Annotated in this window: 7 protein-coding genes and 1 pseudogene; all 8 read left to right on the top strand. The window is 39.1% G+C overall.

Translation table 11 applies throughout. From position 1 onward, the window contains the following. Positions 1 to 234: 234 nt before the first annotated feature. The 8 genes and pseudogenes from metH (at position 235) to OLM61_RS10085 (ending at position 13,171) form a co-directional block, all read left to right on the top strand. Positions 235 to 2,909: pseudogene (gene metH, locus OLM61_RS10050) on the top strand (methionine synthase). Positions 2,910 to 3,057: 148 nt separating this feature from the next. After that, entirely contained in the window at positions 3,058 to 4,014 is a 957-nt protein-coding gene (gene metF / locus OLM61_RS10055) for a methylenetetrahydrofolate reductase [NAD(P)H] (RefSeq protein ID WP_264526207.1), read from the top strand. A 201-nt stretch (positions 4,015 to 4,215) separates the two neighbouring features. Next, positions 4,216 to 4,872, top strand: a complete 657-nt coding sequence (locus OLM61_RS10060; protein ID WP_264526208.1) for a class I SAM-dependent methyltransferase — start codon at positions 4,216 to 4,218, stop codon at positions 4,870 to 4,872. A gap of 177 nt (positions 4,873 to 5,049) precedes the next feature. After that, on the top strand, positions 5,050 to 6,273 hold the full coding sequence (locus tag OLM61_RS10065) for a dicarboxylate/amino acid:cation symporter (RefSeq protein WP_264526209.1): 1,224 nt from the start codon (positions 5,050 to 5,052) through the stop codon (positions 6,271 to 6,273). 320 nt (positions 6,274 to 6,593) lie between these two features. Then, on the top strand, positions 6,594 to 8,003 hold the full coding sequence (locus tag OLM61_RS10070; protein WP_264526210.1) for a pyridoxal phosphate-dependent decarboxylase family protein: 1,410 nt from the start codon (positions 6,594 to 6,596) through the stop codon (positions 8,001 to 8,003). Positions 8,004 to 8,296: 293 nt separating this feature from the next. Next, on the top strand, positions 8,297 to 10,642 hold the full coding sequence (locus OLM61_RS10075; RefSeq protein WP_264526211.1) for a TonB-dependent receptor: 2,346 nt from the start codon (positions 8,297 to 8,299) through the stop codon (positions 10,640 to 10,642). Positions 10,643 to 10,679: 37 nt separating this feature from the next. Then, entirely contained in the window at positions 10,680 to 11,924 is a 1,245-nt protein-coding gene (locus tag OLM61_RS10080; protein ID WP_264526212.1) for a DUF4374 domain-containing protein, read from the top strand. A gap of 92 nt (positions 11,925 to 12,016) precedes the next feature. Then, a complete protein-coding gene (locus tag OLM61_RS10085; RefSeq protein WP_264526213.1) occupies positions 12,017 to 13,171 on the top strand; it encodes a PepSY-associated TM helix domain-containing protein in 1,155 nt (384 codons plus the stop codon). Positions 13,172 to 13,425: the final 254 nt, after the last annotated feature.

The following is a 13,425-nucleotide window of genomic DNA, read 5'->3' on the forward strand; positions in this document are numbered from 1 at the left end:
AAAATTATTTTGAAACCGATTTTGCGTGAGGGATAGCAGTGAAAAGCCCACAGACCAATGCAGTGATAACGGAATTGGTCGAGGACTTGTAGCGAATAGCCCGATTCGCCGCGGCGAAACACGCCCAAATTAATAAACATAAATGCCTGTAAGGTTTTAGAAGCCCTATAGGAAAGAAAATAGAATAAAAAACTCAGAACCTAAGAACCTTAGGAACTTAGTACCTTAAGAAAAATGGCAGAAAACAGAAGAGACCTTGTATTATCAGGATTAGAACCGTTAATTATTACACCCACCAGCGTTTTTGTAAACATTGGAGAGCGTACGAATGTCACGGGTTCAAGAAAATTCCTTCGCTTAATCAAGGAAGAGAAATATGATGAGGCACTTGATATTGCAAGACAACAAGTAGAGGGAGGAGCACAGATCATCGATATCAATATGGATGAAGGAATGCTGGATGGTGTTCAGGCAATGACTAAATTTTTGAATTTAATTGCATCAGAACCGGACATTTCGAGAGTACCTATTATGATCGACAGTTCGAAATGGGAAATCATAGAAGCGGGTCTTAAAGTAGTACAGGGAAAAAGTGTTGTAAACTCGATTTCGTTAAAAGAAGGAGAAGAAGCCTTTATTCATCATGCTAAATTAATCAAGCGCTACGGAGCGGCAGCCATAATCATGGCTTTTGACGAAGTAGGTCAGGCTGATAACTTCGAGCGAAGAGTTGAAATTTGTCAGCGTTCGTATGATATTTTGGTAAACAAAGTTGATTTTCCTCCACAGGATATCATTTTTGATTTGAATATTTTCCCGGTTGCGACCGGAATGGAAGAGCATCGCTTGAATGCGATTGACTTTTTTAGAGGAACAAAATGGGTTCGTGATAACTTACCACACGCGCATATTAGCGGGGGAGTAAGTAACGTTTCGTTTTCTTTCAGAGGAAATGACACCGTTCGTGAAGCGATGCACTCGGTATTTTTATATCATGCGATCAAGAACGGAATGACTATGGGAATCGTAAATCCGGAAATGCTTTCGATTTACGATGATATTCCAAAAGATTTACTGGAGCACGTTGAAGATGTAATTCTGGACCGACGTGATGATGCAACCGAACGACTTTTAGATTTTGCCGAGAACGTAAAAGGAGAAGTAAAATCAGATGAAAAAGCGATTCAGGAATGGCGTTTAGGAACTGTTCAGGAACGTATTACGCACTCGCTGGTAAAGGGAGTGGATGCTTTTATTGAAGAAGATGTAGAAGAAGCGCGTTTGGCTGCTACAAAACCAATTGAAGTTATCGAAATCAATTTGATGACCGGAATGAACGTCGTGGGAGATTTGTTCGGAAGCGGAAAAATGTTCCTGCCACAGGTTGTAAAATCGGCACGTGTGATGAAAAAAGCCGTAGCTTATTTATTGCCTTATATTGAAGCCAGCAAGCAGGCCGGAGACAAACAAGGAAACGGAAAAATTCTGATGGCTACTGTAAAAGGAGACGTTCACGACATTGGTAAAAACATTGTTTCGGTGGTTTTGGCCTGTAACAATTACGAGATTGTAGATCTTGGGGTTATGGTGCCTCCGGAAAAAATTATTGCAGCTGCCATAGAGCACAATGTAGACATTATTGGATTAAGCGGATTGATTACGCCTTCGCTTGACGAAATGGTGTATCTGGCCAAAGAACTAGACAAACAAGGAATTAAAATTCCGATTATGATAGGTGGAGCAACCACTTCGCGTGCGCATACCGCCGTGAAAATTGCGCCTCAATATAGAGAAACTGTAATTCACGTAAACGATGCTTCGAGAGCTGTTACTGTTGCAGGGAATTTATTAGATCACAATCGTAAGATATATGCAAGCGATATTCGTGCAGAGTATGATTCTTTTAGAGAAACATTCCTGAACCGTTCAAGAGATAAAAATTTCCTGAACATTGAAGACGCCCGTAAGAATAAATTGCAATTGGATTGGGAAAATTTTAATCCAGTGAAGCCTAATATAATTGGAGAGCAGATTGTTGAAGTCGACCTGGACGTTTTGGTTCCGTATATCGACTGGACACCGTTTTTCAGAACCTGGGAATTGTTTGGTAAATATCCGGCAATTTTAACAGATGAGGTTGTGGGGAAAGAAGCGACTTCTGTTTTTGAAGATGCTCAGGCAATGCTGAAAGTAATTTTAGAAGAGAAAAAACTATCTGCAAAAGGGATCTACGGAATATTTCCGGCCAATCAGATCAACGATGATGATATTGAGTTGACCGACGAAAACGGAAAACCATTGCAGACATTTTTGACTTTACGTCAGCAATCACAAAAAACAAAAGGGGCACCCAATATTGCATTGGCTGATTTTATCGCTCCAAAAGAAAGTGGGAAAGTCGATTATATGGGCGCATTCTGTGTAACAACCGGTTTTGGTGTTGACGAATGGGCAGCTGAATTTGAAAAGGATTTGGACGATTATAATTCGATTATGGTAAAAGCATTGGCTGATCGTTTTGCGGAGGCTTTCGCCGAATATCTTCATGAGAAAGTGCGTAAGGAAATTTGGGGTATTCATCAGATGAAAACTTAAGCACCGAAGAAATGATTTCTGAAGATTACAAAGGAATTCGTCCTGCTCCGGGTTATCCGGCCTGTCCTGACCATTTGGAGAAACCAACAATCTGGAAGCTTTTAAATGTAGAAAAAGAAATAGGCGTAACCCTGACCGAAAGCATGGCGATGTGGCCGGCTTCATCAGTTTCGGGCTACTATTTTGGAAACCCGGAAAGTAAGTATTTCGGACTGGGGAAAATAAAAGAAGATCAGGTGGTTGATTATGCCAAACGACGTAATGTTCCAACCGATTACGCAATGAAATGGTTAAACCCTAATATAGCAGATTAAAACAAGGTTTCAAGTTTTAAGTTTCAGGTTTTTCGGAACAACCTGAAACTTGAAACCTGAAACAAAAAGAATATTTGATTTATGTTTTTGATTCAGATTTTTTACACAATTTTTCAAAACACATAATTCATAACACATAATTTAAAAAATGAAAGTAACAGAACATATAGAAAACGCGAAAGGAAATACATTATTCTCGTTTGAACTTATTCCGCCTCAAAAAGGAAAAAGCATTCAGGAATTATATGACAACATCGATCCTTTGATGGAATTTAAACCGCCATTTATCGATGTAACCACTTCGCGCGAAGAATATATCTATATTGATAAAGGCAACGGGCTTTTAGACAAAAAGCTAACGCGTATGCGTCCGGGAACACTTGGAATTTGTGCTTCTATAAAACATAAATATAATGTAGATACCGTACCACACTTGCTTTGTGGCGGTTTTACACAGGAAGAAACCGAATACATGCTGGTAGACTGTCAGTATTTAGGAATCAATAACGTAATGGCACTTCGTGGTGATGCTATGAAAGACGAACAGTCTTTTGTACCAAAAGCCGGTGGAAATAGTTTTGCAATCGATCTGGTTCGTCAGATCAACAACTTAAACAGTGGAAAATACCTGCATGAGGTGATGGATGCTGATAATAAAGCCGATTTTTGTATTGGTGTTGCCGGTTATCCTGAAAAACATTTAGAATCGCCATCTTTACAATCGGATCTGAAAAGATTGAAAGAGAAGGTTGATGCGGGTGCGGATTATGTGGTGACACAAATGTTTTTTGACAATGCGAAATATTTTGCTTTTGTTGAAAAGGCAAGAGAGATTGGTATCACAATTCCAATTATTCCCGGAATCAAGCCAATTGCGGTTCAAAGACATTTACAGATTTTACCGCAGATTTTTAGAATCGACCTGCCAGAGGATTTGATTGATGCAGTGGATAAATGTAAAAACAATGCCGAAATCAAGCAAGTTGGAATCGAGTGGGCCATTCAGCAATCATTAGAGTTAAAAGCTGCCGGAGTTCCTGTATTGCATTATTACTCAATGGGGAAATCAGAGAATATCCGCCAGATAGCGAGTCGTATTTTTTAAGAATTTAAGTCTAACGTTTGTCATTTCGACCGAAGGGAGACTCGAGCGATAGCGAACAGACGGAGTAAATCACACCAGTAGTTCGACAAAGATTGAAAACTGTCTATACAGAGTTCCTTTTGTCCTCTGTCGAAATGATAAAAACAGCTTGGAATTTGGCTCCGAAGCTTCGTGATAAATTAAAATTTAAAGGTAACGAGGATGAAAAAAGAAGAATTACAGGCAATAGCGTCACAGCTAAAGCATCCTTCAGGAGAAAAAGGAATAGAAATGGCCAATATGATGCATGAAACCAACATCAATATGACACGCCATTCGGTTCAAAATCTGCAATTAACAGCTGGAGATACAATTTTAGAATTGGGTCATGGAAATGCCGGACACTTAGAATATATAGTGGACCAGGCTCAGGATCTAACCTATTACGGACTTGAGATGTCGACGTTAATGTGTCAGGAAGCCCAGCAAATCAATGCTGCGGCCGTGGCTAAAAAGCAGGCTCATTTTTCTCTTTATGACGGAACTGATATTCCATTCGAAGAGGCCTTTTTTGATAAAATATTTACGGTAAACACCATTTACTTTTGGCAGGAACCGGAGAAGCTACTCTCAGAAATTTACAGAGTTTTACAGCCAAAGGGTGCTTTTTGCATCACCTTTGCCGAAGAAAGTTTCATGAAACAGCTGCCATTTACTCAGTTTGAATTTGAACTTTACAGTACTGAAAAAGCAGAAAAACTGATTAGGAAAACTGCTTTTCAAATCGTACACAAAGAAACGCTGACTGAAAAAGTAAAAAGTAAAACAGGCGAGTTGGTAGATCGGGATTTTACAACTCTCGTTTTAAGAAAACGCTAGTTTTTCCATCTTCAGCAGCAGTTTTTTGCGGCCTATTGTTAAAGATTTCAAGAGCGTTATGCTTATTTGCTGCTTTGCAATTAAAAAAGGATACAGTCCGTTTTAATACTCTTTTTTTGAGTAATTTCATTGATTTTTATTTTGAGTTTCTATTTCTGAATGTAATCCGTTAAAATTATGGAGGTTAAAAAGATCAATTTTCTAAAAAGTTACAGCAGTATTTTATTGCTTCTGGGAGGAATCCTGCTCGGAAGTATTTTGGGATTAGTTTTCGGAGAGAAAGTAGAAGTCATAAAACCGCTTGGAGATATTTTTTTGAATCTGCTCTTTACGGCAATCATTCCTTTAATCTTCTTTACTATTGCATCTTCGATTGCCAGTTTAGAAAAAACAGAAAAGCTGGGGAAGCTGTTTGTCATAATGGTTGCTGTTTTTTTAGGGACTATTTTGATCTCGGCAATCGTAATGATTGTCGCCGTTTATCTTTTTCCGATTCATCAGAATATTGTATTGTCTAAAGTTCCGTTAGAAAACATTCAATCCGGAAGCGTTGGCGAGCAAATAGCACAACTGGTTACCGTAAATGATTTCTTCGAATTGCTGTCCAGAAAAAGCATGCTGGCGCTTATCATTTTTTCTTTTTTAATTGGTTTTTCAAGTCTGCACTCCGGTGAAAAAGGAAGTGCATTCAGAAGCTTTTTAGATTCCGGTAACGAAGTCATGAAGCAGCTTTTGAACCTCATTATGAAATTGGCTCCAATTGGTTTGGGGGCTTATTTTGCCTATCAGGTTGGTGTTTTTGGACCACAATTGTTTGGGGTTTATGCCAAGCCATTAGGCGTTTATTATGCCGCCTGTACCTTTTATTTCTTTGTGTTTTTTAGTTTGTATGCGCTGGTAGCCGGAGGCAAGAGAGGTTTTGTCGTATTCTGGAGCAATAACATCACACCTGCTTTAACCGCTGTTGGAACCTGCAGCAGTATTGCCACCATTCCTGCAAATTTGGAAGGAGCCGAGAAGATGAATATCCCAAAGCACGTCAGAAACTTGGTTATTCCGCTCGGAGCACCACTGCACAAAGACGGTTCAAGCATGTCGTCTATTCTGAAAATTACCGTTCTTTTCGCCATGTTTGGTAAAGATTTCACCGCGCCTTCAACTATACTTTTGGCGTTGGGCATTACGGTAATCGTTTCTATTGTCGAAGGTGGAATCCCAAATGGAGGTTATATTGGCGAGGTCCTGGCAATTACAGTTTACGGACTGCCAATGGAGCAGGCTTTGCCGGTTGCCATGATTTTAGGAACCTTAGTCGACCCAATTGCTACCCTATTAAATGCAAACGGTGACCTCATTTGTTCGATGATGGTCTCGCGGTTTTCCGAAAAAACAAAGTGGTAGCGGGCATCCTTCAAAACAAATAAATCTAACGTAATCTGTTGGTTGTAATTAGCCAAAAAGGAACGTAGATTTTGTGAGATGTGAAATGTGAAAAGAATATCTAAAAGAAACATGTTTTTCTCGCATAGTGTTCTGTGTTTTATTAAAAGTGAAATGCCTTAATTCCACGCAGAAACCTATGTCACTATGTGTTAAAATAAATCACACCCAATAAATTAACTTAAATATTAAAATCAGCGTTAATCTGCTTAAGCTGTAAAATTCGTGTGCCAATTTTTGGCAGTACGGAAACACAGCTAGGCGTTAAAAAGTAGTTTACAATGAATTCAATACTTCAAAATGATCTGAACGATCTTGAAAACATCCTTGAAAAAACAAAACAGCACGGAATAGCGTTTCTGGACAATCTTGAAAACGTTCCCACTTCCAGTACAAAAACAATTGACCCCACCCGTAAACTAAACGATACCGGTTTAGGATCGTTGGGCGCTTTGGAAGAATTTAATGAAAGGCTGGCGCCTCTTATGGTCGCTTCGCCTGGTCCGAGATATTTAGGTTTTGTAACGGGAGGATCAACGCCGGCCTCTATTGTGGGCGACTGGCTGTCTACCGTATACGATCAGAATACGCAGGCAGTAAAGGGCCAGGGAGGGACTTCGGCTTTAATAGAGTTCGAGACCATTCATTTGTTGCGACAGTTATTGGAGCTGCCGGAATCCTTTTTAGGAGGATTTGTGACGGGAGCGACCATGTCAAATTTTACCTGTCTGGGTGTGGCAAGACAATGGCTGGGAGCGCAGTTGGGAAAAGACTTTGCTAAAAACGGAATTTCAGAACCTGTAAATATCTTAACTGCAACACCTCATTCTTCTTCGGTAAAAAGCTTATCAATGCTGGGGATTGGCAGCAGCAATTACACTGTACTTAAAACCGCAGAAGGCAACCGCGAGGCAATTGATATTGATGATCTGCAAAAGAAGATTGAGCAATTAAATGGAAAGCCATTCCTCCTGATTTCAAGTGCAGGAACCGTTAATACTGCCGATTTTGATGATTTTACAGCCATTGCAAAACTTAGAGAGAAATACAATTTCTGGTGGCATATTGATGCCGCTTTTGGCGGATTTGCTGCGGTTTCTGAAAAATTCAAGCATCTTGTAGAAGGATGGGAAGGAGCAGACAGTATTACAATTGATTGCCATAAATGGTTAAACGTGCCTTACGAAAGTGCTTTTTATTTGATTAAAAAAGAGCATATTGGACTGCAAATAGAAACGTTTCAGAATTCTAATGCCCCTTATTTAGGGAACCCGTTGGAGAATTTTAACTACCTGAACGTGTTGCCTGAAAATTCACGCCGATTAAGAGCATTACCGGTTTGGTTTTCGTTACTGGCGTACGGAAAGGAAGGGTTTCAGGACATTGTAGAAAAAAGTGCTTCATTGGCGCTGCACTTTGCAAACGCATTGATTGAAAACGATAATTTTGAACTTTTAGCCCCAATCCGCTTGAATAATGTTTGTTTTACGCTAAGAGGAGACAACAATCAGGAGCATGTAAGTAAATTTTTGACGCATTTAAATGATAGTGGGAAAGTATTTATGACGCCCACTGTGTATCAAAACCGTAAAGGAATCAGAGCGTCATTTGTCAATTGGCGTACCACCGAAAATGACATCAGAATCATTATGGAAGAAATAAAAAATACCATTTCTGAACTGGATCTTTAATCCGGTTAAACGAATTTTTGAGAGCCCGATCGCATTGTGATCGGGCTTTTTTGTGCTCTTTTTCGAGATTTTAAGGAGACGGACTCCGGAAATTTTAGCTTTTATGCCAGAAAATCTTAATGAAAGTTTAAGCTAAATTTAATTATTCTTTAAGAATTAGTCTGTTCGTTATTTATTCTTAGGTTTAAAAGTTAATTATTATTCTTATTTAGAATAATTAAAAATAGTTAGGAAAAACCCTTTTGAGAGCCTAATTTTGTTGCTAATTTAATTTTCAAACCAAAATTTAACGGATGCAAATAAGTAGATTAATGCTCTTGATCGCCATTTTTTTGACTTCACTTCAGGGGCACTCGCAAAAGAACAAAGTAAATTTAACCGGAGTTATTGTTACCCATTTAGGGAAAACAGCCGAAGGAGTTTCGGTAGCTTTAAAAGGAACAGCCTATACGACCCTAACCAACAGTAAAGGAGAATATACAATTAGTGCCGAACCGGGAGATTATACTTTGCTTGTTACTCATATTGGGTATAAAACAACCGAAGCGGCAGTTTTTTTGAAGCAGGGTGGAAAACCAACTCAAAATATTACGATGGAAGAAGATATGGCGGCTTTAAACGAAGTTGCGGTAACCGGAAAGTCCAAAGTACAAAGAGCACGCGAGCAGGCTTACAACATTACTGCCATAGATTTAAAGAAAACCTACAACACATCGGCTGATTTGAATCAGGTTTTGAATAAAACGACCGGAGTCCGCATTCGTGAATATGGAGGATTGGGATCCACGTTTAACTTTTCGCTGAATGGTTTTTCCGGGAATCAGGTTAAATTCTTTTTGGACGGAATACCTATGGACAGCTATGGTTCAGCACTTACGCTCAACAACATTCCGGTAAACATGGCCGAACGAATCGATGTTTACAAAGGAGTTGTTCCTATAGAACTGGGAGCAGATGCGTTGGGTGGTGCTGTAAATATTGTTACCAACAAAAATGTAAACCGCTACATTGATGCTTCTTACAGTTACGGTTCGTTTAACACGCACAGGGCCGCAATAAATACCAGATTCTCAGGCAGAGATGGTTTTATCGCCAACATTAACGCTTTTGCAAATTATGCCGACAACGATTATAAAGTAGATGTAAGTGTGGTGGATAAGAATACTTCGAAGTTCTTACCGGAACAAAAATACAAGCATTTTCATGATGCATATAAATCGGGAACCATAATGGCCGAAGCCGGGTTTAAAAACAAAGGTTTTGCCGATTATCTGCTTGTTGGTTTTGCGGTAGCCGGTAACAAAAAGGAAATTCAGCAGGGAAGAACAATGCAAAAAGTCGTAGGGCAGGCCTTTACAGATAGTCAAAGTTTTATTACTTCGCTGAAATTCAAAAAAAGTGATCTTTTTACCAAGGGATTGTCTTTGAGTGTTAACTCCACTTATGCTTTAGTAAATAACCGTTCTGTAGATACTTCGTCAAGAGTGTACGACTGGACAGGGAATTATGTGTACCGACAATTTGCCGGAGCCAATGATAAGGGGGAACTAGGAAATAAAACCCTGTACGTTTATGATGAGACCAATTCGCAGGTCATAACCAATCTAAAATATCAGCTAAATGAACAGCATTCATTGGCGGTTAACTACTCTTATTTAGGATACAAACGTAAAGAAACCAATGAATACTTAAGAGTTGTTGAGCTGGGCGAACCAACTATTGATAAAAATATATTGGGACTGAGCTACAATTTTAGTGGTCTCGATAACCGATTGGCAATTTCGGGTTTTGGAAAAATGTTTGATTTGGCCACTCAAATGATTGTCAACAATGTAACACAATCATTATCGTCGACAAATTATGGTTATGGTGCAACTTCAGCCTACCATTTGTCCGAACAATTTCAAATTAAAGGGTCTTATGAGCATGCTTATCGTTTGCCATCGGCTACAGAAATGCTGGGTGACGGGTTGACCATAAACAGCAACATCGGATTAAAACCGGAAAGTAGTGACAATGCCAATCTGGGACTGGCTTTTAATACACAGAACAGCAAAAACCACTTTAATGCAGAAACGAGTTTGATTTACAGAGAAGCAAAAGATTTTATCAGAGAAAGGCAAGAGGGTGACAAAACCGTTTATGAAAACCTTCAAAACGTACAAATAACAGGTGTTGACGGTGTTTTGAGATACGGGTATAAAGACTTCGTAAATTTTGAGGTGAACGGAACCTATCAAAAAAGCCTCAATAAAAACAAATTCAAAACGGGAACAACCAGCCCCGACGCCTTGTATAACGCACAATTGCCCAACGTTCCAATCTTCTACGGAAATGCTGACCTGACGTTTAATTTTAAAAACATCAGATATCAGGACGATAAACTTTCTTTAAATGTAAGTGCCAATTATATCGATGCTTTTTATCTGACATGGCCGGTATTGGGAAGTCTGGAAACCAAAAAAGCAATCCCGGAGCAATTTACACAAAATGCCATGGTGGCCTATTCTTTCCTGCACGGCAAATACAATCTGGCTTTCGAATGTCGAAATATTACGGATGTAAAGGTGTACGACTACTTTAAAGTTCAAAAACCCGGACGTGCTTTTTCAGTGAAATTCAGATACTTTCTGCAGTAATTCAATTTTAATAATAACCCCTTAAATAATTATAATCATGTTTGTAAACAAATTCGCAAAATGCTTTGCATTGGCTTTTCTGTCATTATCTACCTTTTCATGCAGTAGTGATGATTCGTCTAAAGAGGAAACGCCAGCTGTAAATGGAACTAAATATGTTGCATCGTACTGGTTGGCCGATTATACGCAGTATATATTGGATTTTAATTCTACAGATCAGTTAATGACCGGAGAAATTAGTGCAAAAGGAGTTGGAATCGAGCAGGAAGGAAGCTGTTTTCCGGTGAATAATACCTTTTTTGCCCTAAGTACCGGAGACGAAGGATCGGTATCTTTTCGTTTGAACAATACCGGAAAGTTGGCAGCAGGAGATAAGCTTTCTTTCGAGTCTTCTTATGCTGTAGGATATACCGACGATAAAAAAATGATCAATATTGGGGCAACCTGGGATGGTAGTTCATCCGATTATGAATTGATGATTTACAATCCGACTACAGTTTCTATCGATGGCCGTAAGTTTAACGATTTTAGTGTTAATCCGGCAAACAAAAAAATATTATACTGGCCAACAGGAGCAGCAGTTTCTGGAGACAAACTTTTTGTTCCGGTTTACACCAAAGATGTTAGTGACGGAACGAATAAAGTATTATCATCGGATGCTACGGTAAGAGTTTACAAATACCCTTCTTTAGAATATGTAAGCACCATAAAAGATGCAAGAACAACCGCCATTGGACTTTATTATACCAATACCGGAATTGTTCAGACAGAATCAGGAGATGTTTATACATTCTCGTCTAATGCCCGTGCAGGAGGTTATCCGGTTACAGGAGTTTCTTCCGGAGTTTTACGTATTAGAAAAGGCGATGCCAAGTTTGATCCGGGTTACTTTTTCGATCTTCAGTCAAGTACCTTAAAAGGAAAAGTTCTTGCTGCATATCCTTTAGGAGGAGAAAAAGTTTTTATCTCTTATATTCCTAACGAGGTTGATGCTGTCAATTCCGTTTATAGTTTTCTTGGTACCAAGCCTATTTTCAAGTCGGCCATATTGGATTTATCTGCCAAAACCATTTTAGCCGTTACAGGATTGCCGGATCATGGAGGAGATGAATTCTTCGGATTGGGAAGTATGTTTGTAGAAAACGGAAAAGCGTACAAAAGTTTTGTAACAGGAGAACAAGCCCGCGTGTACCAAATTGATATTGCAACCGGAACTGCAAAAGCCGGAGCGCTTATCAAAGAAGGTCTTTACTTGCCTTCAATTGGTAAACTTACCTACTAAAGTAATGCAATTTTAAACGGTTTGAGGATCACGAAACAATCCTCAAACCGTTTTGTCTATAAATACCGTCTTAGCTCCTAATTATTATTGCAATGAATATTTTTAAAAGCCGTACCGGCAAGCCGCCCAATAAAGGAAAATCACGTTTTAGTAAAATCAATGCCTGGCTGCATTTATGGCTGGGACTTGCTTCGGGAATAATTGTATTTATCATGGCAATTACCGGCTGCATATTGGTTTTTGAGCATGAAATCAAACAGCTTACCTCGCCCTGGCTCAATGTCGAGGCTCAAAGTCCAGAGCGATTGCTGCCTCCTTCTCAAATTTATGCCGCGGTACAAAAAGTACTGCCCAACAAAGAAATTCATGGGGTCTGGTATAATGGTTTAGACAAATCAGTTAAAGTCGATATCGAATCGGATTCGTTGATTTATGTAAATCCCTATACGGCTAAAATTACCGGAATGGTAGATCATGAAGATTTCTTTCATATTATCGACGAAGGACATCGAAATCTTTGGCTGGAACGGGATATTGGAGCACAGATCACAGCCTGGGCAACCTTTATTTTTTTCTTTTTACTGATAAGCGGACTGATATTATGGTTTCCGAAAAAATGGAACAAAACAACCATTAACAGCAGTTTTAAAGTAAAGTGGGATGCTAAATTCAAACGTCTCAACTATGATTTGCACAATGTAATGGGGTTTTATGTACTTATACTGGCGCTATTAATTTCGTTTACCGGATTGTTAATGAGTTTTCATTGGTTAAGAGAAAGTACGTACTGGATTAGTGGCGGATGGGAAGAAGTAAAAGAACAAACGGTTTCGGTCGCAAAGCCTCTGTCTAAGCCCCAACTGGACAAGCTGACCGCTGCCGATTTGATCTGGAAAAAGGTTCGGACAGAAATTGCCCAGGAAAATAAAGAAGCGGTCATCATTCATTTTCCAGATGATCCAAAAGATGATTTTTATGCCTGTACAGATATGCACAAAGGCATTTGGAGAGATTTGTATTTTGACTCCAAAACGCTTGAATTACTTCCGAAATCAGAAAAATATATTGGGAACGAACGTTTTTCGGATTGGTTGATGCGATCGAATTACAGTCTTCATATTGGTGCAATAGGAGGATTGTCGACCAAGATCATTTATTTCACCGCCAGTTTACTCTGTGCGAGTTTACCTATTACCGGATTTTATATCTGGTGGGGAAGAAAGAAAAAACTAAAATCAAAAGGGTAAATTCATCTGATTTTAGTTGTTTAGTGTTAGTTAGTTTCCTTAAAGTCTTTTGTGTGAAGTAAGATTCCTCAAAAGACTTTTTTTTGCTTGGTAAGGAATGAAAAGCAGCTAGGTCTGTTCAATTTGTCAGACGAATAGAAGTGGAAATTATGTATGTCGAATTACTTTGGGGGGACTTCGACTTCGCTCAGTCTGACAAAGGTCTCAATATCATTTTCAAGGTTTTTATTTGTGGTAGTGTGTTACAGGATAAA

The organism is Flavobacterium sp. N502536 (assembly GCF_025947345.1).
In the GTDB taxonomy this organism is placed as follows: Bacteria; Bacteroidota; Bacteroidia; order Flavobacteriales; family Flavobacteriaceae; genus Flavobacterium.

Coding starts and splice junctions, on each gene's coding strand:
- OLM61_RS10065 (WP_264526209.1), top strand. CDS start 5,050: ATGGAGGTTAAAAAGATCAATTTTCTAAAAAGTTACAGCAGTATTTTA.
- OLM61_RS10060 (WP_264526208.1), top strand. CDS start 4,216: ATGAAAAAAGAAGAATTACAGGCAATAGCGTCACAGCTAAAGCATCCT.
- OLM61_RS10070 (WP_264526210.1), top strand. CDS start 6,594: ATGAATTCAATACTTCAAAATGATCTGAACGATCTTGAAAACATCCTT.
- OLM61_RS10075 (WP_264526211.1), top strand. CDS start 8,297: ATGCAAATAAGTAGATTAATGCTCTTGATCGCCATTTTTTTGACTTCA.
- OLM61_RS10085 (WP_264526213.1), top strand. CDS start 12,017: ATGAATATTTTTAAAAGCCGTACCGGCAAGCCGCCCAATAAAGGAAAA.
- OLM61_RS10080 (WP_264526212.1), top strand. CDS start 10,680: ATGTTTGTAAACAAATTCGCAAAATGCTTTGCATTGGCTTTTCTGTCA.
- metF (WP_264526207.1), top strand. CDS start 3,058: ATGAAAGTAACAGAACATATAGAAAACGCGAAAGGAAATACATTATTC.